This is a genomic window from Burkholderia ubonensis subsp. mesacidophila (genome assembly GCF_002097715.1).
In the GTDB taxonomy this organism is placed as follows: Bacteria; Pseudomonadota; Gammaproteobacteria; order Burkholderiales; family Burkholderiaceae; genus Burkholderia; species Burkholderia mesacidophila.
This window is the reverse complement of sequence record NZ_CP020739.1, coordinates 99,230-120,329: the sequence shown is the minus strand read 5'-3', so window position 1 is coordinate 120,329 and position 21,100 is coordinate 99,230. Positions and strand designations below refer to the sequence as shown.

Below are 21,100 nucleotides of genomic sequence, written 5' to 3'. Positions count from 1 at the left end.
GAGAAATTTCGACACTTGGCGGACTCCACGAGCCGCTCGTATGGCATATTGGCGCAGCTACTTTTGACGATCAAACGATTAAACCTGAGATATCGCGTGATATAAATTCACGCGAAACGATGCGATGCGCCGAACCCTCCCTCCTCTGAACTCGCTGCGGGCGTTCGAAGCCGCCGCCCGGCTCGGCAGCTTTACGCTGGCCGCCGACGAGCTGTGCGTCACGCACGGCGCGATCAGCCGGCACGTGCAGCAACTGGAGGCGTGGCTGGGGCAGGCGCTGTTCGAGCGGTACAACCGGCGGGTCGAATTGACGGAGGCCGGGCGGGTCTACCTGGCCGAAGTCGGCGCGTCGTTCGACCGTATCGCGCTCGCGACCGCGCAGCAGCTTCAGCGAGGACACCAGGGCGTGCTGCGCGTCAGCGCGCCGGCCACCTTCTCGCTGCGCTGGCTGGTGCCGAGGCTGTCGTCGTTCCAGGTCGCCCATCCGCACATCGAGGTGCGGCTTTCGACGTCGAACGAGCCGATCGACAAGCTCCGCGACGTCGTGGACGTGATCATTCGCGGCGGCCCGCAGTCGATCGAAGGCTATGTGGCCGAGGAGTTTCTCTCCGAGGTTCGCCTGCCCGTCTGTGCGCCACGGCTCCTCGAGAAAAAGCCGCTCAGGAAACCCGCGGATCTCGCGCACTTCACGCTGCTGCATTCGGCGACCTATCCGGGCATGTGGCCGGAATGGCTCGCGGCGGCAGGGCACCCGCATCTCGTGCCGCGGCATTCGCTTACGCTCGAGCACTTCTACCTGACGTTGCAGGGCGCGCTCGACGGGCTCGGCGTCGCGATGGGCCCGATCGCGCTCGTCGCGGACGATATCGCCGAAGGCCGGCTCGTGCAGCCGTTCGATGCGCCCGTGCTGCCGCCGTGGCGCTATTTCATTTATGTGGCCGCGGCGCGCGCGGAAGACCGCGCGGTGCGTGCATTCATGGATTGGCTGAAACTGGCTGGCAGTGCGTCGGCTTCGCGCGACGCGTGACGGAGAGACGCTCCCATCTCACATGGTGAGGACAAGCGGTGCGCCACGCCGTCATCGCACGGCGCACACGCCGGGAGAACGTTTACTGGCTTGCGCCGGCAGCAGCCCCTGCCTTCTTCTCTGCGTCCTGCAGGTTCTGCGGATAATTCGGATCATTGGCTGAAGGCTTGTATCCCGCGTCTTCGAGTTTCTTCAGCTCGGCGTTGTTCTTCGCGCGCGCGGCCTTGCGCTCGGCCTTGTGTTTCGCACGGGCTTCCTTGCGCGCCTGTGCCTTCGCTGCCTTGGCATCCTGTGCTTGCGCCGCGGGTTCGCTGGCCGACGCCTGGGCAAACGCCGGTGCCGTGCCGCCGATCAGGAGCGCTGCAGCGGCAGCGACGAGCGTGAACCTTCTGGTTTGGATATGCATCAGTGAACTCCTTCTTCTGATTGATTACAGATTGAAGTACGTCGAGATACCACCCCTGCCTCCGAAGCGGGGATACGTCGCTCGGGGCTTGTGCATCATAACCGTGTCGCTGCGCCAGTGGCGATATGGATACCGCTGAATGGCGCACCGTGCAGGGTGGAACGGCATCGTTTGTCGTCGGCAGCGTCCGGGGACGATGATCATGGACACGTTCCTGCGATTGACGTCTTCCCATAAACGACCACCCAACGCCTTGCGACGGTTGCTCGTCTTCGAGTACACCTCGCGCTGAGGCTCTCGTCCCGTCTTCTGCATCGCAGTCACAGTGCAAACGTGGCTGGCCTGTCCGTCCGTATCGCGAAAATGGTGAGCTTTTACGGGATCCAGGGCACAGAAGTGGTGAGCCTTTTCGGGAGCCACCTGCTGGATCGACTGCGGTGAGTCAAGGAAGCGCCTTTGTGTTCACGTTAGACCGCATTTCCCGGCTCGTTGATGGACGCGTCGCGTCGAGCGTAGTCACGAACCGATAGTCACGTAGAACGCCCCGCATCGCGCAACGGATTCCAGTGGCACAAAGGTAGAAAATTGCGGTGACGTAATCGCGGATCGAAGGCGCGGTACCCTCGGCCCTCGTCGGCGGATCGTCGTGGGTGAGCATCGTCGTGCCGCCTTATCCACAGATCGCTCGGTGTCGTCAGGTTGCCGGGGGCGACGTTCCGTGGAATCGCTCGCACTTCCACAGGGCATCGACACAGGGGCCGGCAGACTGAGGCGGACGTCGAAGTGTCTCCGTTGGCTTACGGCACAGCGCACCATAGACGGGAACCTATCGACAGAAAACGGCGTTTTCTTCTGATTCTGTCCCATAGCTTTATACGTTTCGATGCATGTAAGTACGTGCTCACGTCGAAATGACCTCTTCTGTGCTGGAAGGCTTGCCAGACGGTGCGATGCGCGTGTCTGATCGGTACGAACCTTCGAAGGAATTCACGTGCGTGCACGGTTGAAGGTCGTCTGGTAGCGGGTTATGGGGGGTGGTTTTTTCCGGAAGCACACAGTGTGTTTACATCTTTAGAAAGCAACGTTTACTTCTTTAACTACTTTTAGACGCTCCACAGGCTTGCCTGACAAGGGTTTGACCGGTGTTCGGTACCCATTTATGGGAGCGAAGGTAGAAGGGTTTGGGGTCTCAGGTCTGTGGATTTGGGGATTTGGGTACCACGGAATGGGGAATCAGGGTTGTGGATATGGTGTGAGGGTGCCCGGTTATGGGAATTTGGCGGTGGAACGCAATGGGTAGCCGTCTATGGGAAGCCAAGATGGTAGCTACTTATGGGGGATCTGGACACGCTGTCGCGCGATGGATGTCCACAAGGATGATCTTCGGTAGCCGTTTATGGGACGTTTTGAAGGTATCCGTTTATGGGAGTGACGGCGACGTGTGCCGAGCAGGGTTCGGATGCCGGGCGAGTCCGGCGTTCCCATAAAAAGGATCGGTTCGACGGAAAGGTAACCTTTTGTGGGGAATTTCAAAGGTTGCCAGTTATGGGATCGATCCGGGTACGTTTCGACCTGAGCCGCGCGATCATAGACACGCACGTGAATCGAAAGGTACCCATTCATGGGGAACTGTCAAGGTAGCAAGATATGGGACTAATACGAAGCGCTGCTGCATGGCATCACGAATCCGGCGTCCGATCGTGGTTCAGGTCGTTTGATTCCCATAAAGGGTAACCTTCGGCGAGGCCCAGGCCGGGCACGATTCGGTCGCAGCAAGCGACAGGTAGCTGCTTTTGGGAGGGGTTTCTGCAGCAAGGTAGATGCTTATGGGGGCCGCGGAACACTGCCTCGTGAAAAAAATCCTTTGTGCTCGCAAGGTTAGCCACGATTGTGCAAGTGACCTGCGAGCAGGGACGTTGCCGGCGGCGGCGAAAAGGTATAAATTCCGGCCTCAACAAGGTCACCTTATCCGGACACCACGATGCCGCGAAAGCCAGCAAGCAAAGGCTCCGACAAACAGGTCTCGCTGTTCCAGACGCCCGAGCCTCCCGACTTGCTGCGCAAGGCGGTTCAAGCGATTCACATCGCACCCAAGTCGGGAAAGATCGGTCTGCAGCAGCGGAAGATGTTCAGCTCGCTGATCAAGAACGCGCTTCGGCAGGAAGCGTTCGAGCCGGGCCGCACGAGCTTCTCGATCTCGATCGCCGCGCTCTCGCACGAAAGCGGACTGAACAGCAACAACACGAAGTACGTGAAGGACACGGTGAACTCGCTCATCAGCACCGTCGTCAACTGGGACTATCTGGCCGGGGACCGCTCGACCGTCTGGAAGGCGTCGGGCCTGCTGGCCGGTGCGGAACTCGAGCAATCGGTGCTGAAGTACAGCTTCTCGGACCAGATTCGCAGCGAACTGCTCAATCCCGAGATCTACGCGCTCATCGATATGCGGATCGCGCGCGAGTTCCGGCGCTCGCATTCGCTCGCGCTGTGGGAAAACACGGTGCGCTACGAAGGGATCGGCATCACCGCGAAGATCCCGTTGCCGAAATTCCGGGATCTCATCCTGGGGCAGGACAAGGCGTCGCAGTCGTACAAGGAATACAAGCTGTTCAAGAGCAAGGTCCTGGTGCCGTGCATTCAGGAGGTCAACGAAGTATCGGACCACACGCTCGAGCTGATCGAGCACAAGTCCGGACGCAGTGTGGAGGCGGTCCAGTTCAAGGTGACGCGCAAGCCGAGCGCGGATACCGTGGAGGACGGCGACGTCAAGAACGAAGCGCTCGTCGAGGAAGTTGCCAAATTCGGCGTTCCGCGCTCGGAGGCTCGCCGGTTGATTTCCCAGTACGGCGTGCAGCGCATCAAGGCCGCGATTGCCTACACGCTCAATCGGACTACGAAAAAGAATGCGGCGCCGATCGACAACGTCGGCGCGTATTTCCGCAAGGCGCTGACGCACGGCTATACGTTGTCGGACGGCCAGGCGACGGAGACGGCGACGGCGACGTCGGCGAAAGAGACGGCGCAGAGCAAGCAGGAGCAGATCCGCGACAAGTATCTTGCCGCCAAGATCGACGAGGCGGGCGCATACTTCCGCGAGCTGGAAATCGACGACCAGACCAAGCTCATCGAGCGCTACAACGAGACGGTGACCGGCTCGAAGGATCTGACGTTGTCGCCGAAGAAGAAGGCGAGCAAGCTTGCGCAAACCAGCTTCTTCAGATGGCTGGCGCTGGATACCTGGGGCGAACCGACTTCGGACGACCTGCTGGAGTTCCTGCTCAGAAGCAGCCTCGCAGCAAACTGATAAAAGACCTCGCAGCTTCACTGCGAGGTCTTTTTATTTGGGCAGCTTACTTTTGTGCGGTGGACAGCTCGGCGACGTAGGCGTCGATGACGGCCTTGAGCTTGTCGGCGAGCGCTTCCTGATGAGTGGTGTCGACGCCCTTGAGCTGCAGGTCGACACGTCCGTCGGGATAGGTCTTCAACTGCCCGATCGCTCGCGATTCGACCGCGAAATCGTGGCGCACGCTGTACCGCGTCCGTCCCGCCTTCTTGTTCCCGTCGTTCTGCGCGCGCAGGAAGTTCTCGAGGTCGCGCACGGACTTTTTCCGGTCGATGACGGCGGAGAGCAGGCGGTCGGCAGTCGGTTCGCCCAGCCGCTCGAAGATCAGCTTCAGGAAATAGGCGGCCTGCAGGCCGACCACGTCGTTTGCGGCGGCCATCCGCTCGAGGAGCGTGGTCGACAGGGCGTTGAGCGACAGCGTCTTGCTGATGGTCGCCTTGTCCTTGCCGATCTTTTCCGCCAGCGTGTTCTGGTCGGGGAACACCTTCTCGTCGAGGAGGCGCTTCCATGCGACCGCATCGTCGAAGATCGTCTGGCGCTCGTGATCGTGGTTTGCGCGATAGGCGATCGTGTAGAGCTGCTCGGGCGTGTGATCCGAGCGGAAGGTGGCGTTGATGGTTTCGTCACCGTTGATGCTCGTGGCGCGCAGCCGGCGTTGCCCGTCGATCACGACCAGCTTGCCGGGAAACTCCGGCAGCCGGGTCACCTTGATCGGCTCGATCTGCCCTTCCCGCTTCAACGTCAGCGCGAGCTCGTGCAGGCTCGATTCCGAGTAGAAGACCCGTGGATTGAACGGGTTCGGGATGCAGTCCTTCACGGCAACCTTCTGCGGTGCACCGAGATCCGTTGCATCGGCGGACAGCGTCGTGACCGTCATGACCGGTTTGACGGCGGGCGTCACGGCAGCGGGCAGCGGCGTGACGGACGGTTCGGGCAGTCGCGTTTCCAGCGCCGCATTTTCCTGCGCAAGTCCGCGCAGAAGACCGGCTGCGAGATGGAGATTGCCCGTCGCCTTCTTCTCTTTCGATGTGTCTTTAGCCATGAGCGGTTCCGGTAGCGCGCGTCGACGCGATGTATTGGGCCATTTCGGTGACGAGCTTCTCGATCTCCGCACGGGCCTCCTTGAGGCCCTTCAGGTACCGATTGTGATGGTGGATGGTGGTGCCGAGTGCGAAGGTCTGTCGGTAGACCTCGCGTTGGGCAATCTGGCTGTCCAGCAGATGCTCCCCTATTTCTTCTGCCTTTAGAATTTTTAAAATCTCTTCACGCATTTTAGTTTTTCCATTGACGCTATTGAGCATCAGCGCGGAAGAAAGACTAGGGTTACGTACCGTCCGCATGGATTCGATCATGCGAATCATGGCGACGGTGCTGTAGAGATCCGCGGGTGACGGCGACAGCGGTACGAGGCAGAAGTCGGCGACTTCGAGCACTGATGCGATGCGCGGATCCTCGAGGTTGCCGGGGCAGTCGACGACGATCACGTCGAAATGTGCGTCCTGCTTCTTGATCTCCCCACCGATTCCTCGACCGGCCGGGGCGAGCGAAAGAACGGTCATCGGGAGTGTGTTCTCGCCGCTCGTGACCCATCTGACGGATGTGCCCTGGGGATCGGCGTCGATGAGCGCAACCTTGTTTCCGCCCGCCTCGAAGGCGGCGGCGATGTTGACGGAGATGGTCGTCTTTCCAGTACCACCCTTTTGGTTGCTGACGGCGATCTTGAAAGCCATTAAATTCCTCCAAGGAGTTTTGCGCAATATATGCATTTTTTGGAGAAATGTCCAGACAAGATGCTCCTTTCGGGGAAATCTGATGGACGATGTGGTTGTTACGTGACAAGTGGCAGAACGGCCAACGTTTCGGAGAGCGTTCGGCACGGGGCATACAACAAAAGACAGCAATAGATTCGCTGATTTCATTGCGCCGTTGGAATGAAGGGCTAATGGAATGATCCGTGCTTTGGGCGCGTGAGGAGATTTGAAATTGCACACGCCCGATCGGCGCTTTTCGAGTCTCTATAACAATTCGACGCGTCGTCTAGTCGGCAGGCCTATGTGCGGTTGTCACGTGACAAGTTGCAGGCGGGTGAAAGACTCTGGATGAGCAAGTTGACAGGGTATCGACGACTTCAGCGAGTCGATAGTTGAGCCGCACGACCAAATGGCCGGTTGTCACGTGACAATTGTAGTGATGAGCGTCGATAAACTACGTGTCGGGTGCGGCTGGGCCGTGCAGGGAGGCGCCATATTTCAGTGAATGAGCGATCATGACGGACCAGCGTTTATCGCTTGTCGATGAGTTGTCACGTGACAACGAGTGCGGATATTTGATGGCACGTCGCAGTTTGGGAAAATAATTAGCGAGAGTTTGCGACTTGCCAGTTTCGTTAACCCTGATCGATACCAGCATTTGGGGTGCCGTGTGTGCGTGCATTTTTGTTCCGGTGGCCAGGTTACGCGGGTTGTTGTGTATTCCCTGCCTCGAAACTGGCATGAGGCCATTCCAAAGATGGGCGCAGCGCACGCGAGGAGCCGGCGTCAAGCCATCTCTATTTGATATGGCCCCATTAAGGATGGGCTGAGGTGTCAGTCCCGGTCGGGCTGCTTCTTGTGGAAAGCGCAGAAGGCGCCGGTGCTAGTTTGGCGAAAGATGGGGTTTGAATCCGGTTGGCACGTTGTCGGCACAGATGATTCATGCGGCCTGGGGCGCGATTGGGGTTGTCGGGCCATCAACGATGCAATGGGCCTGGGAATAGGGTGGGTATCAATTCACATCGTGAAACATGCGCGTGAAATGGGGCATGCTCGTAGGCCTTTGTTCGATAAGGGTTTCCGGACGATTCTTCAAGTTGTTTCACGCTTATTGGGTGGGATCATTGGTGGCGGCGGGGGGTAAATGATGATCGGGGCCACGCGTGCATCATTTTTTTCGATATTGCCTTCGAATCGTATCAATTAATACGTATTTGATGGTTTTTGGTACGTCTTGATTGGTGGTATACGCCAAGCCCCGATTGGAGTGTGGCGCGACATCTTTCCGGCAGTGAGATGCCCGGTTCGCGAGTTGTCACGTGACAACGCGATATCCCATGCCCTATCACCTGACACGGAGCGGCATTTGACGATAACGCGAACTAAGGACGACCGATTTCAATAGCGATCGCCCCCGGAGCCGGAGCCCTGGGAATGGAGCAATTTGATGCGGTGGGGTAGATAGCTACACGGCTTGCATATCGCCCCCGCTGCTTGCATTGAGCTCTGCACACCGAGTCGCCGAATCATCGACAGACTTCCGCTCCTGAGATTCGGTCTCGTTTGCGGTGGTGCTGATGGCTATTCCAATGAAGTGCACACAAGGCGCTTGGCTAACTGAAACACAACTGCGTTGGCCTGCACCAAGTTATGTTCGTGTCTGAACGGCGTTCGGCCTGCCACCGTTATGATCTTTCCCCTTGGAGATATTCCATTGATCTGCTATGGAAATCCTGGAAAGAAATGAGTGTTAGTGTTTCGGAGCAATTTTCCCAATGCGCGCGGGAGGTTGGCGATGAAGCGCAAACAGTATTCAGTGGAGTAGATCGTGGCGGCACTCAAGCAGGCTGAGTTGGGTATGCCGGTGGCAGACCTGATCCGACAACTGGGGATATCCGAGCAGACGTATTACCGCTGGAAGAAGCAGTACGCGGGCCTGGAATCGAACCAGGTCCGCGTACTGAAGCAACTCCAGGATGAGAATGCGCGCTTCAAGAAGCTGGTCGCGGAACTAAGCCTGGACAAGGCAATCCTGCAGGATATCGCCACAAAAAATTGGCCGCGCCCGTGCTGAAGAGTCAAGCCGTGGACTACATCATGGGTCACTACGGCCTCAACACGCAGCGGGCGTGCCGGTTGGTCAAGCAGGCGCGTATACCCAGCGTCAAAGATCCGCAGACGGCGTTACGCCATCGCATGCGGGAATTGGCGCATACCCGCGTGCGCTATGGCTACCGGCGCATTCACGTGCTGCTCAAGCGTGATGGCTGGCGGGTGAGCCGGAATCGGGCCTATCGGCTCTATGCCGAAGAACAACTGCAACTACGCTCGAAGTTACCCACGCGACGAAAGATGGTGGTATCGCGTCGGCAGCGCTATGTCGCGAAGCACCCCAACGAGGTCTGGAGTTTGGACTTCGTGGCAGATCAACTGGCGGACGGCACACGTGTTCGGGCACTGACCGTGGTGGATGTCTTCAGTCGCGAAGCACTGGCCATTGAGGTGGGGCAGTGCTTACGAGCCGAGCATGTGGTGGCCGCGCTCAATCGGCTCGTTGCGCAGCGCCGGGCGCCGAAGTTTCTGTTTGCCGATAACGGCAGCGAATTCTCGGGGCGATTGCTGGATATGTGGGCATACCACTACAAGGTACAGATCGACTCCAGTCGTCCGGGCAAGCCGACCGATAACAGCTTCATCGAAACGATCAACGGGTCGTTCCGCGACGAGTGCTTGAACCCTCACTGGTTCGAGTCGTTGGCAGAGGCAAAACGCGAGATCGAGGCGTGGCGCTGGGACTACAATGAGACCCGGCCTCACATGGCGCTCAACGAATTGACGCCGGGCGAATTCGCCCGGCAATACAGCCTTCGGCCGGAGGCTCATGAAACACCCGGCACTAACGCTCGAAGCTGTCCAGAATATCCAAGTAGTTCACGACGGCGGCGCGGGAGACACAAACGTGTTCAAGGAGCCGGTGTCTTTGTTCGACAGGTCCTTCCGAACTAGCCTTGTCGACCAATACGTCTGCGCGTCTTCCGGGGGCCCAGCCAATCAATTGGGCCAATGAGCAGGGCACGCACATGGCAGTCGGCAATTCGTTGACTGCGCGCGTCGGTAACAAGCTGAGCCCATTCGTCCAGAATGCGGGAATGAAACTTCTTGCGCGGGGAAGAAAGGGGGAGATTCAGTCGCACGCTAACCATATAGAAGACGGACGGAGTCCTTTCCGCGAGTCCGAGGATCGAAGTCGCAGATGACCAAGGAATTTTGCTCATGCCAGACGACGCATACATTCGGATCGAGAACGGAATCTTTCAGCTCCATGCGTCAGACAAGGCAGCCATCGAAGGTTGATGTGCGCAAAGGAGTCCCCGCTGCGGATCGACCGACTGCGATTAGCAAAACCCTGCACCGTCTCAGCGTCCCGAGCCGGTCTGACCGCATCGCACCCCATGCCGAATCTCGCGACGGCGAGTAGCGACGCACCAAGCACTTCCCTCCGGTACTTTTCGGCAGAGCCAGCCATACGATGATGTTGGTCTGCCCGCCTTGTTCTCGAGCGTCATGAACGGCGCGCCGTTGGCCACGTCCGGCCACTGCGTCGCCGCGGCGAGATCACATGCACTTGTAAACTGGCACTTGCTCCGCGTCGCGAGTTGCGCGAACGGGTGCCGCCGAACGTGAAAGCCATCACACGCTAATCTGTCACGGCCTCCTTGGCCACGCTGGCGCGGCTCTGTCGTGCACTGTGTCTCGCAGCAGATCCCGATCGGCTACCGCATTGGTTGCCAGCCAAAGCATGTCGCGTCGTAGTCGCCGACGTGCGAACGCAGCGTGTTCGCGCGTGCGAGTACCCGCAGGTGCGCCGGCAAGCGCGGAACAGCGCGAACCATTATTTCGGATGCCATATCGTCTACTGATAAAAATAAGGATCGCTATCTATCTAGGAGGATCGGATGCAACCTGCAAACGCCCTCAGAAGCGAGATGCCAAGTGCAGTGCGAACCTGCGGCAGTTGTCCTCCGAATTCCTGGAATTTCCTCTCGTGCCGGTGCCGCTGGGGTACGAGAAACTAAGCCAGCATCGTCACCGAAGCGAAGGCTCTCACAACCTCAAGGCGCCTGGTGTTCAACATTCGAGATCGGCAAAGCAGTGACGCGAATTTGTGGCACCTGCACAAGTTCCTCACCGGCATTTACCGACGTTGGATCTGCCGCAGCATGTCGACGATGCACTCCTCGGTTAATCACTTCTTCTGTGTCGAGTTCTGCCGTATCGAGAATAAAAAAGAGGATGCGCTCTAAACAATCAATAGAACCATTTCGGACTAATGCCCACTATCACACTCCCCACTTTTGCAGACCTATCAAAATTGACAGTTTCGTACGAAATAAACGATATGATCAAATCACAAATGTGTATATCGCCGGCTTTTTCAATCAACCTGACTGTCGAAAGACTGCATAGAGGGCTGAATGCTAAAAACCAGATCGCAGGCTGCCGAGGTGCATGCCACGGAATGCGGCCTCTTCATATCCGCTCATGCCAGGAATGATGCAGGCCACGCTCATACTGGATCCGGTACATATCACAAGATGCAGTGCTGGAGGAGATTGAATAAGAATATTTTACCTTTCAATCTGTAATTTACACCATCTAAAAAAGAGTCAACCCATTGATAAAAAAAGGCTTTTTGGTAGTGAAAGAAAGCTGAAGAAACGATATGAAATTTTATTTCAATGGCTTGTCGAATAACAGGAAAATGATTCTGGTTAACCCTAGGCCAATAGATTCTGTCTGACATTGCAGATTCGTGGCCGAGGCTCCGCCCTGTAAACATTCTATTTCAACGTCCAAGGCTGCTTCACCCATGACTTCTGGGTCGGACAGGTCATAATTTCAAAAATCAATTCAACAGACAGGAATGTCGGCGATTCGTTGAATATTCCAATTCCCAAGAATTCGAGAAAGGTTACGTCATGAATGTGGTTCAGGGCAGTCTCGTCGCTCTGGCTACGCCGATGTCGGGCGCGGGTCAAATCGATTATGAAGCACTTGCAGAAATCATCGAGCAGCACGTGGCGGCAGGCACGGCGGCGCTCGTAGTGGCCGGAACGACGGGGGAGTCGGCGACGATGAGTGCCCAGGAGCAGGCCCATCTCGTTCAACACGTCGTCGACCGTTGCAGGGGGCGGATGCCCGTGGTGGCCGGCGTGGGCGCGAATTCCACTCACGAGGCCATCGAACTGTCGCAGATGGCCCGTGACGCCGGCGCCTCGAGCGGGCTATCCGTCGTACCTTACTACGTGCGCCCCAATCAGGAGGGCATGCGCCGGCATTTCGAAACCGTTGCCGTTGCAACCGATTTCCCGCAGATCCTCTACAACATCCCGTCGCGTACCGGTGCGGATATGCACGACGCAACGGTCGTCGCACTCGCGAAGGATCCGCGCATCGTCGGCATCAAGGACGCGACGAGCGATCTGGCCCGCGCGGCGCGGCTGTTCGAGCAACTGCCGCCCGGCTTCGGCTGCTACTCGGGGGACGATGCGACCACGCTCGCCTACATGTTGCTGGGCGGACACGGGACGATTTCGGTCGCGGCCAATGTGGCGCCGCGTGCGATGGCCCGTCTTTGTTCCCTGGCGCTGGATGGCGAGGTGGGGGCCGCGCGCGCGTTGAACGCGAAGCTGCTGCCGCTCTACGAAGCGCTGTCGATCGACACGAACCCGATTCCGGTCAAGTACATGCTGGCCCGGCTCGGCTGGATGCCCGACGGCATTCGCCTGCCGCTCGTGCCGCTGGCGGCGGACAAGCGGGCGCGGGTCGACGCGATCCTGGCAGAGCTCGCGCAATGGTGCGACGACGTGGCCGACGCGGGCGCGCGCTCGAAACGGAGCGCATCATGATCGATCGCCTTGCCCTGAATCCGGCGCTGGTCGACGAATGCCGCACGCTCGCGAAGCGTGTGGCGGCCGATACGCTGGCCGCGATCGAGAACAAGACCACCGTTTCGGTCGAGCGCGCGGTCGTCCGGCTGTTCGGCGTCGACGGCGTCGACGAATCGGGCGTGCCGTTGCCCAATGTGTTCGTCGATGCGTTGAAGCGCATCGGCGGCGTCGAGATGGGCGCCGCCTACTGGATCGCAAGCGGGATGAAGCGCCACGGCACGACCGCACAGAAGTTCGTCGAAGCGGTCGCGTCGGGCCGCGTCCAGCTTGCCGGGCTTGATCCGTTGAATCCCGATGAAGCGTCCAACATCGCCGACACGGCAGCGCACGACATCCTCGATCGGCTGACCGAAAAGCACGAGCAGCGGCGCGACGCGCGCCAGCGTGCGACGGACGACTCGGTACCCCTGCTGTACGTGCTGACCGCGACCGGCAACGTTTACGAAGACATCGTCCATGCGAAGGCCGTGGCCGAGCACGGCGGCGATATCGTTGCCGTGATCCGCTCGACCGCGCAGAGCCTGCTCGACTTCGTGCCGTACGGCCCGACGACGGAAGGGTATGGCGGCACGTACGCGACGCAGGAGAATTTCCGGATCATGCGTGAGGCGCTCGACGACTGGACGCGCAGCAACGGGCGCTATGTCCGGCTGTCGAGCTTCTGCTCAGGCCTCTGCATGCCCGAGATCGCGGTGATGGGCGCGATCGAAGGGCTCGACAACATGGTCAACGACGCGCTGTACGGGATCCTGTACCGCGACATCAACATGGTCCGGACCATCGTCGACCAGCAGTTCTCGCGGATGGCGAACGGCTACTTCGGCATCACGATCAACACCGGCGAGGACAACTACCTGCGGACCGACGACCCGGTCGAGGCCGCGCCGTCGGTGGTGGCGTCGCAGCTGATCAATTACGAGCTCGCAATGGCGTGCGGCGTGCCCGAGGGGCAGATCGGCATCGGCAACGCGTTCGAGATCCATCCGGACACCGAGAACGGGCTGCTGTTCGAGATCGCGCACGCGGAACTGACACGGCAGCTGTTTCCGCGCTGTCCGGTCAAGTACATGCCGCCGACGCGCTTCATGGACGGCAACCTGTTCCGGACGCACGCGAACGACACGATGTTCAATTTCGTGTCGATCCTGACGAAACAGCGCATCCAGACGCTCGGCGTGCCAACCGAGGGCATCTTCACGCCGCACATCCACGACCGGGTGCTCGGGCTCGAATGCGCGCGCTACGTGCATCGGTTCGCGAAGAACCTGGTCGACGAGGTCACCTTCCGAGAGGACGGGTTCATCCAGCGCCGCGCGCAGGCGGTGCTCGCCGGCGCGCGCGATTTGCTCGCCGGCGTGCAGGACGGCGTGTTCGGGGCAGTGCAGAGCGGGATGTTCGGCGGCGTGCGCCGCGCCATCGACGAAGGGCGCGGGGCCGACGGCGTGATCGCGCGGCACAAATACTACGTGAATCCGTTTCTCGAAAGGATGGCACAAGCATGACGGCTCACTCCTCCTCCCAGCACGTGTTGCCGTACGCGGACCATCACGGCGACGGATATGTACAGATCGCGTTCACGTTGCCGGTCACCTATTCGAACACGGCAAAAAAGGCCGCGATGCGCCTGCTCGAAGCGATGGGCCTGTACCGGCCCGAGGTCGTGCACAGCATTGCGCTGACCCAGGGCTACACCTATTTCATCGCCTATGCGCAGTGCCCTGTCGGCGTCGATCTGTCGGAGCTGACCGACGAGACCGTCGAGGCGTTCATGTCGCGCAGCGAAGTGGAGCGCTTCGTCGAGCAGCACATCGGCCGCAAGATCGTCGTGATCGGTGCGAGCACCGGCACCGACACGCACAGCGTCGGCATCGACGCGATGCTCAATCTGAAGGGGTTCAACGGCGAGCCCGGCCTCGAAGCCTATAACTGTTTCGAGACCTACAACCTCGGCAGCCAGGTCGCGAACGGCGACCTGATCGAAAAAGCTATCGCCGTGAGCGCGGACGCGATTCTGGTGTCGCAGACGGTGACGCAGCAAAGCCTGCATATCCACAATCTGACGCAGCTCGCCGACATGCTCGACTCGCAGGGGCTGCGCGAGCGCGTGCTGCTGATCTGCGGAGGGCCGCGCGTATCCGACGAGCTGGCAAAGGAGCTCGGCTATGACGCAGGCTTCTCGAAGGGCTGCTACCCGAACCACGTCGCGTCCTTCATCGCCCGGCGGCTCGCCGTCAAGAGCGCCGCTCCGTTGCTGTCCACCTCTGCGTAACCGGCCCACGATGCGAATCTCAGAGCTTTGCGCGGACGCGCGGCGCGTCGCCATCTACGGGTTGGCGAAGAACACGGGCAAGACGGTCGCGCTGACGGTGCTCGTCGACGAATTGTCGGCGCGCGGATGCGCGATCGGCATCACGTCGATCGGCCGCGACGGCGAGGCGTGCGACGTGCTCGACGAAACCATCCTGAAGCCGCGGATCCACCTGCCCGCAGGCGCGCTGGTCGCGACCACGCGCTCGTTGCTCAAGCGCAGCGGCCTGCGTCATGACGAGCTGGTGGCCACGCCCTATCGCAACCCGCTCGGGACGGTCACGATCGCCCGGATGGCGGAGGCCGGCGTCGTCGAGGTGGCCGGGCCGAGCGTGGTCGCGCAGATGAAGGCAGTCATCGAACGCATGCTCGCGCTGGGCGCCGAGAAGGTGATCGTCGATGGATCGATCAACCGGCGCTGCGCGTCCAGCCCCGACGTCACCGATGCGGTCATCGTCGCGACGGGCGCCATTCTTGGCGAGGATCTCGACGCGGTCGTCAGGTACACGGTCGAGGAAATCCGCCGGCTCAGGCTGCCGGTCACGCCGGCGGACGGCGTCGGGCACGGATCGTCCGACCATCTGGTGACGGTGGCGGGGAAGCGGATCGCGTTGCCGCCCGGATTCGGGCTCACCGACCGGACCGACGCGCTGAAGCAATGGCGTGCCGAACACGGGCCGTTCGCCCGCATCCTGCTGCGCGGCGCCGTCTGCGAGGCGTTCCTCGACAGCGTGCTGCGCGCGTGCGAGGACGATGCCGACGTGCGGGTCGTCGCAACCGACAGCTCGAAGTTCTATTTCAATCGAAACGGCGTCGGCTGGTACGAGAAGCGCGGGCTGCACCTGTGCGTGCTGCGCGACACCCGTCTGTGTGCGATCACGGTGAACCCGGTCGCGCCGCAGTTGCGCAGCTTCGACTCGGGGGCGTTCGTCGCGCGCCTCGCGGCCGCGGTGCCGCCCGTCGCCGTGCATGACGTGCTGCATGCGTCCTACCCGCGAGTCGCGGCATCCGGGCACCGCCCGGCTCCCGCATTCGCGCAAGACCGATGAGGGGTGCCGACATGTCAGTCACTACTGTCGCCGGCCAGCTCGTCGACGCCTTGATTGCGCGCGGTGTCGACACCGTGTACGTCATGCCGGGCGACCAGCTTTCGCCGCTTTTCGAGGCGCTGCACGTACGCCGGGACCGCATCGAGGCCGTCGTCGTGCGGCATGAGCAGACCGCGGCCTACATGGCCTACGGCGCGGCGCGCGCGACCGGCGCAATGGGCGTGTGCATCGTGCCGCCGGGGCCGGGCGCGCTGAATGCGCTCGCGGGCCTGTCCGTCGCCTATGCGGCGGGCGCGCCGGTGCTCTGCATCACCGGCCAGATTCCGCTGGCCGCCATCGGCAAGCGGCTCGGCTATCTGCATGAGCTGCCGGATCAGCTGCTCACGCTGCGGTCGGTCACCAAGTGGGCGGACCGGATCGCGTGCGCCGACGACGCGGCCGCGACGTTCGACGCGGCGCTGGCGGCGATGCGCGCCGGCGCGCCCGGGCCGGTCGCGCTCGAGGTGCCGCCGGACGTGCTGCGCATGCCGGTGCCGGCGGGCGCGCGCGCGGCGGGCGACGGCGTCGGCCGCACGGCGGACGAACAGCCGGACCCGCATGTGCTCGATCGTGCCGCGGCGTGGCTGGCGGGCGCCCGGCGTCCGCTCCTGGTGGTCGGCGGCGGCGCGATCGGCGCGCGCGCGTCGCTGGGCCGGCTCGCCGAGCGCCTGCAAACGCCCGTGGTGTCGAACGGCGGCGGTCGCGGCGTGCTCGATGCGCGGCATCCGCTCGCGATGTCGGTGCCTGCCGGGCATCGTCTGTGGCAAACCGCGGACGTCGTGCTGGCGGTCGGCACGCGTCTCGGCCGGCCGTATTGCGAATGGGGCACCGACGACGCACTGAAGGTCATCCGGATCGACAGCGATCGCACGCGCATGGAAGCCGGCTTCGCGGGGCTGGCCATCGTCGGCGACGCGCAAGCGGCGATCGACGGCCTCGAGCAGCGGCTCGCGGATTATCGCGCGCCGTCGCGCGCCGTCGAGCTGGCGGCGGTTCGCGACGCGGTCGAGCGCGAGTTCGCCGCGCTTTCGCCGCAGGCCGGATTCGTCGCGGCGCTGCGCGCCGCGCTTCCCGACGACGGCATCCTCGTCGACGAGTTGACGCAAATCGGCTACGCGTGCCGCATCGGCTATCCGGTCTACGCGCCGCGTACCTACATCACGTCCGGCTACCAGGGCGCGCTCGGCTACGGTTTTGCCGCGGCGCTGGGTGCGAAGGCCGCGCAGCGGCGCCGCGCGGTCGTCTCGATCAACGGCGACGGCGGCTTCCTGTATACGGCGAACGATCTGGCGACGGCCGTGCAGCACCGGCTCGGCGTCATTGCGGTCGTCTTCAACGACAACGCCTACGGAAACGTGTTGCGCGAACAGGCGGCCAACGGCTACCAGCTGGCCACTGCGCTGCACAACCCGGATTTCGTCGCGTATGCGCGCGCATTCGGCGCGTTCGGCCAGCGGGTCGACACGGCCGCCGCGCTGGCCGATGCGATTCGGGACGCGCTGGGCCGCGATCTCCCGACCGTGATCGAGGTGCCCGTCGGCGCGATGTCAGACCCCTGGCCGCTGTTGCGCTTGCCGCGCACGAGAGGCGCCGGGAACCCATCGAGGAATGAACGATGATCAACAAGTTCGTATCGCGCGCGGTCGACGCGCTGGCGGACGTGACCGACGGAGCCGTGATTCTCGTCAGCGGCTTTGGCGACCCGGGGATGCCGTTCGGTCTCGTGGAAGCGCTCGTCGAACTGGGGCCGCGGAACCTCACGATCGTGTCGAACAACGCGGGCCGGGCGCTGGAGGGCGTCGCGATGCTGCTGAAGCGCGGGCAGGTGAGCAAGATGATCTGCGCGTACCCGCGGCGCACCGGCTCGTTCGTCTTCGAGGAGCGCTACGCGCGCGGCGAGGTGGAGCTGGAACTCGTGCCGCAAGGCACCTTGTCCGAGCGCATCCGTGCGGCGAAGGCGGGCATCGCGGGCTTCTACACGCCGACGGCCGTCGACACCGTGCTCGCCGCCGGCAAGGAAGTTCGCGAGATCAACGGCCAGCGCTGCCTGCTCGAATATCCGCTTCATGCCGATTTCGCGCTGATCCGCGCGCATCTTGCCGACCGCTGGGGGAATCTCGTCTACCAGGCGGCACAACGCAATTTCGGTCCGGTGATGGCCGGCGCGGCGCGGCGCACGATCGCCGAGGTCGACCGCATGGTCGCGCTCGGCGAGCTCGACCCCGAGGCAGTGGTCACGCCGGGCATTTACGTCGATCAGGTGGTGACCCTATGAGCGATGCACAGCAAGCGCGGCGCCAGCAGATTGCGTGGCGCGCCGCGCAGGATTTCTTCGAAGGCGCGTACGTCAACCTCGGCGTGGGCATTCCCACCGAAGCGGTGCGCCATGTCCCGGCCGGACGCGAGGTGATCTTCCATAGCGAGAACGGCATTCTCGGCGTCGGCGGCATCGCGCCCGACTGCGCGATCAACCGCAATCTCGTCAACGCGAGCCAGCAGTTCGTCACCGTGCAGGCCGGCGCGTCGTATTTCGACTGCTGCGAATCGTTCGCGATGCTGCGCGGCCGCCATGTCGACATCGCGTTTCTCGGCGGCTACGAGATTTCCGAAGCCGGAGACCTGGCCAGCTGGGACCGCCGCAAATCCGGGGTGCCGCCGGCAGTCGGCGGGGCGATGGACATCGCGATCGGCGCCCAGGCGATCTGGGTCGGCATGGAGCACTGCACGGCCGACGGCCGTTCGCGCCTGGTGCGCGAGGTCTCGCTGCCGCTGACGGGGGCGCGCGTCGTGTCGCGCGTCTATACCGATCTCGCGGTGATCGACGTGGGGCCGCAAGGCGGGATCGTGCGCGAGATCCATCCCGGCATCACGATGCGCCACCTGCGCGAAGTGACGCAATGGCGTCTCGCCGAAGCGTCCGGGCTGCGCGCCATGCCGTTGCACGATGCGCCCGCCGCCGGAGACCGCGCATGACGGCGCCGCTCGCTTCGCTCATCGCGCGCACCGCGAACCCGATCATGGCCGTGGCGAACGCCGCCGAGGCGTCCGGCCGGCAGATCCGGCTCTGGTTCGGCGAATCCGACGTGCCGACGCCCGAGGTGATCTGCGCCGCTGCGACGCGCGCGCTCGCGGCGGGCGACACGTTCTATGCGCCGCGCCGCGGCCTGCCCGCGCTGCGCGACGCGCTGGCCGCCTATCAGCAGCGCCTGCACGGCATCGCGACGGACCCCGCGCGCATCACCGTGACGGCGTCGGGCATGTCGGCAATCATGATCGCGCTGCAGGCCGTCGTCACGCCGGGGTCGAACGTCGTCGTCGTCGCGCCCGCGTGGCCGAACATCGGCGGCGCGGTGGCGGCGGTCGGCGCGTGTTGCCGCTTCGTGTCGCTGCGTTACGAGGACGGCTGGCACCTGGATCTCGACGCGTTGTTCGACGCGGTCGACGGCGACACGAAGGCGATCTACCTGGCGAGCCCCGGCAACCCGACGGGCTGGATCTGCGAGCCGGACGCGCAACGCGAGATCGTCGCGTTCTGCGCGTCGCGCGGCATCCACGTGATCGCGGACGAGGTGTACGAGCGTTTTGCGAATGACCGCGCGGTCGCGCCGACGATGCAGGGCTTCGCGCGTGACGGCGCGCCCGTCATCGTGGCGAACAGCTTCTCGAAGACATGGGCGATGACGGGCTGGCGGCTGGGCTGGCTCGTGCATCCCGCGCACACCGACGCGGTCGTCGGCGAACTCAATGCGGTCAACACGACCGGCCCGGCGACGTTCGTGCAACGCGCGGGCATCACGGCGCTGACCGAAGGCGACACGATCACCGAGGCGCTGCGGGCGCGCTGCGCGCAGGGCCGCGCGTGCGTGGAGGCGGCGCTCGCGGATGCCCCGCGGGTGCGAATGCTGAGCACAAGCGCAGGCTTCTACGGCCTGCTCTGCGTCGACGGCGTGAGCGACGACCTGGCCTTCGCGGTCGCGCTCGCGGCCGAGACCGGCGTGGGGCTCGCGCCCGGCTCGGCGTTCGGCGGCGCGTGTGACGGCTACCTGAGGCTTTGCTTCGCGTTGAGCGAGGCGCGCCTGCAGTCCGCGATGGAGAGACTGCGCGACTACGTCGCGAACCACAGATGAAGAAACCGAAACGCATGCCGGATTGCTGCGATATCGAGTCAAGGAGAGAGGAATGACAATGAGGGCGAGTAAGTTGGAACAGAATCGATTCGTCAGGTATCACACGGTCGACGGGCAGCGCATCCCGATCGTGAGCCTGGCCGCGCTGCGTTCGCGCGACGAGCGCGAAAAGCGCGCGCTGGCCGAGGCGCTCGGCGAGGTGTGCCGGCACATCGGCTATTTCTACGTCGAGCACCATGGCGTGTCGGAGATCCTGCTCAAGACGGCCGAGACGGCGGTGAACCAGTTCTTCGACCTGCCGATGGCCGACAAGATGGCGATCCACATCTCGAAGTCGCCGTTCCATCGCGGCTACGCGCCGTCGGGCGAGGAGAACGCGTACGGCAGCAAGATCAAGGACATCAAGGAAGTGTTCGACATGGCGCTCGAACTCGCGCCCGACGATCCCGACGTGCTCGCCGGCAAGTTCTTCCACGGCTACAACGCGTGGCCGGATGTCATGCCGCAGCTGCGCCCGACGATGCTCTGGCTGTATCGCGAATGGCAGGCGCTCTGCGAAAACATCAGCGAGCTGTTCGCGATCGCACTCGGTCTGCCGAACGGCTATTTCGCCGAACGAACCGTCAAGCCGCTCGCGCAGCTGCGCGCCGCGCGCTATCCGCAGCAGCCGCCGGGTGAATCCGGCGGTGCGATCGGCTGCGGCACGCACACCGATTACGGCATCGTGTCGGTGATCTGGCAAACCGACGTGGCCGGACTCGAGATCTGCGACGCGTCGGGCCAGTGGTTCCGCGCGCCGCGCATTCCCGGCACGTTCACGTGCCCGCTCGGCGACGTGACCGGCATCTGGACCAACGACTACTGGCGGGCCACGCCCCATCGGGTCGTGAACCTGTCCGGCGAGACGCGTCACTCGCTCGCATTCTTCTTCGATCCCGACCACGACTGCGTGGTCGAGCCGCTGCCGCAGTTCGTGTCGGCGGACACCCCTGCGCGTTACGCGCCGACGACGATGGGCGCGCACGTGGCACGCGGATTCGACGACACCTTTGAATATCGGAAGCAAGCATCTGCGGCGGAAGCCGAAGCGTACTAGGAGC

15 protein-coding genes and 1 pseudogene are annotated in these 21,100 nt (G+C 62.5%); 13 read left to right on the top strand and 3 right to left on the bottom strand.

Annotated features, from left to right (window positions below):
• Window positions 1-124 precede the first annotated feature (124 nt).
• A complete protein-coding gene (gcvA, locus tag B7P44_RS32955; RefSeq protein ID WP_084910234.1) occupies window positions 125-1,027 on the top strand; it encodes a transcriptional regulator GcvA in 903 nt (300 codons plus the stop codon).
• 82 nt (window positions 1,028-1,109) lie between these two features.
• Here the strand turns inward: gcvA and B7P44_RS32950 are convergent, their stop codons facing one another.
• Window positions 1,110-1,433, bottom strand: coding sequence for a hypothetical protein (locus B7P44_RS32950; RefSeq protein WP_084910233.1), 324 nt, complete (start codon window positions 1,431-1,433; stop codon window positions 1,110-1,112).
• 1,981 nt (window positions 1,434-3,414) lie between these two features.
• Between B7P44_RS32950 and B7P44_RS32945 the strand changes: the two genes are divergently transcribed.
• Complete coding sequence (locus B7P44_RS32945; RefSeq protein ID WP_084910232.1) at window positions 3,415-4,737, top strand: replication initiation protein; 1,323 nt, start codon at window positions 3,415-3,417, stop codon at window positions 4,735-4,737.
• Window positions 4,738-4,783: 46 nt separating this feature from the next.
• On the opposite strand, the gene B7P44_RS32940 is transcribed toward B7P44_RS32945, so the two are convergent.
• Both B7P44_RS32940 and B7P44_RS32935 read right to left on the bottom strand, forming a co-directional pair.
• Window positions 4,784-5,818, bottom strand: coding sequence for a ParB/RepB/Spo0J family partition protein (locus B7P44_RS32940; RefSeq protein ID WP_084910231.1), 1,035 nt, complete (start codon window positions 5,816-5,818; stop codon window positions 4,784-4,786).
• Entirely contained in the window at window positions 5,811-6,506 is a 696-nt protein-coding gene (locus B7P44_RS32935; RefSeq protein ID WP_059532126.1) for an AAA family ATPase, read from the bottom strand. Before B7P44_RS32935 ends, B7P44_RS32940 begins: the two co-directional genes overlap by 8 nt.
• Window positions 6,507-8,352: 1,846 nt before the next feature.
• Here B7P44_RS32935 and B7P44_RS32930 point away from each other — a divergent pair.
• The 11 genes and pseudogenes from B7P44_RS32930 to B7P44_RS32880 form a co-directional block, all read left to right on the top strand.
• A pseudogene (locus B7P44_RS32930) lies at window positions 8,353-9,407 on the top strand (IS3 family transposase); the annotation flags it as partial.
• A 128-nt stretch (window positions 9,408-9,535) separates the two neighbouring features.
• Complete coding sequence (locus tag B7P44_RS38005; RefSeq protein WP_084910230.1) at window positions 9,536-9,784, top strand: DUF2345 domain-containing protein; 249 nt, start codon at window positions 9,536-9,538, stop codon at window positions 9,782-9,784.
• A 1,722-nt stretch (window positions 9,785-11,506) separates the two neighbouring features.
• Window positions 11,507-12,436 (top strand): 4-hydroxy-tetrahydrodipicolinate synthase, encoded by a 930-nt coding sequence (dapA, locus tag B7P44_RS32920; RefSeq protein WP_205128737.1) that lies wholly within the window; start codon window positions 11,507-11,509, stop codon window positions 12,434-12,436.
• Window positions 12,433-13,980 carry a lysine 5,6-aminomutase subunit alpha gene (kamD, locus tag B7P44_RS32915; RefSeq protein WP_084910663.1) on the top strand — a complete coding sequence of 516 codons (1,548 nt, stop codon included), beginning with the start codon at window positions 12,433-12,435 and terminating at the stop codon, window positions 13,978-13,980. Before dapA ends, kamD begins: the two co-directional genes overlap by 4 nt.
• Window positions 13,977-14,747: a lysine 5,6-aminomutase subunit beta gene (kamE, locus tag B7P44_RS32910; protein ID WP_084910229.1), complete on the top strand. Its 771-nt coding sequence runs from the start codon at window positions 13,977-13,979 to the stop codon at window positions 14,745-14,747. The genes kamD and kamE overlap by 4 nt, the downstream gene beginning before the upstream one ends.
• Before the next feature lie 10 nt (window positions 14,748-14,757).
• Window positions 14,758-15,834, top strand: coding sequence for a lysine 5,6-aminomutase reactivase subunit KamB (gene kamB / locus B7P44_RS32905; protein WP_133117987.1), 1,077 nt, complete (start codon window positions 14,758-14,760; stop codon window positions 15,832-15,834).
• Between the two features lie 11 nt (window positions 15,835-15,845).
• Window positions 15,846-17,492: a thiamine pyrophosphate-dependent enzyme gene (locus B7P44_RS32900; RefSeq protein WP_157721132.1), complete on the top strand. Its 1,647-nt coding sequence runs from the start codon at window positions 15,846-15,848 to the stop codon at window positions 17,490-17,492.
• Entirely contained in the window at window positions 17,489-18,148 is a 660-nt protein-coding gene (locus tag B7P44_RS32895; RefSeq protein ID WP_084910226.1) for a 3-oxoacid CoA-transferase subunit A, read from the top strand. Before B7P44_RS32900 ends, B7P44_RS32895 begins: the two co-directional genes overlap by 4 nt.
• Entirely contained in the window at window positions 18,145-18,846 is a 702-nt protein-coding gene (locus B7P44_RS32890) for a CoA-transferase (RefSeq protein WP_084910225.1), read from the top strand. Before B7P44_RS32895 ends, B7P44_RS32890 begins: the two co-directional genes overlap by 4 nt.
• Entirely contained in the window at window positions 18,843-20,000 is a 1,158-nt protein-coding gene (locus tag B7P44_RS32885; RefSeq protein WP_157721131.1) for an aminotransferase class I/II-fold pyridoxal phosphate-dependent enzyme, read from the top strand. The genes B7P44_RS32890 and B7P44_RS32885 overlap by 4 nt, the downstream gene beginning before the upstream one ends.
• A 73-nt stretch (window positions 20,001-20,073) precedes the next feature.
• On the top strand, window positions 20,074-21,096 hold the full coding sequence (locus tag B7P44_RS32880; RefSeq protein ID WP_231716869.1) for an isopenicillin N synthase family dioxygenase: 1,023 nt from the start codon (window positions 20,074-20,076) through the stop codon (window positions 21,094-21,096).
• Window positions 21,097-21,100 lie beyond the last annotated feature (4 nt).